The following is a 261-nucleotide window of genomic DNA, read 5'->3' as shown; positions in this document are numbered from 1 at the left end:
CCGCTGACCCTAATGCTGCCAGGGAAGCCGTTGTCGCTGAGATATGCAGCAAGCAACATCGATGCATCATCGCAGCAAGCATCCGGAAAATTTGAGCTGCCCAACGTTGTGCGCAAGCTAATGCGTGGAGTGCGCTCTAAGGCCGCTCTGAATTCTTTGGCGAGTTGGTAAATTTGCTCCATGCGGTTCCCTAACAGTGATTAGATGGAAGGCGGTACTAACACGATAGTAGAGCCTTCCATCTAACTCCGCACCATCGCC

At 52.5% G+C, this 261-nt stretch carries 1 protein-coding gene; it reads right to left on the bottom strand.

What is annotated here, in order from left to right:
- The coding region (locus RMT89_RS43875) for a hypothetical protein (protein WP_315889341.1) at positions 1 to 182 on the bottom strand (182 nt) is incomplete at its 3' end.
- Between the last annotated feature and the right edge of the window lie 79 nt (positions 183 to 261).

It is taken from the genome of Streptomyces sp. P17 (genome assembly GCF_032436805.1).
Lineage (GTDB): Bacteria > Actinomycetota > Actinomycetes > Streptomycetales > Streptomycetaceae > Streptomyces.
The sequence above is the reverse complement of the archived record's forward strand: the minus strand, read 5'-3'. Positions and strand labels throughout refer to the sequence as shown.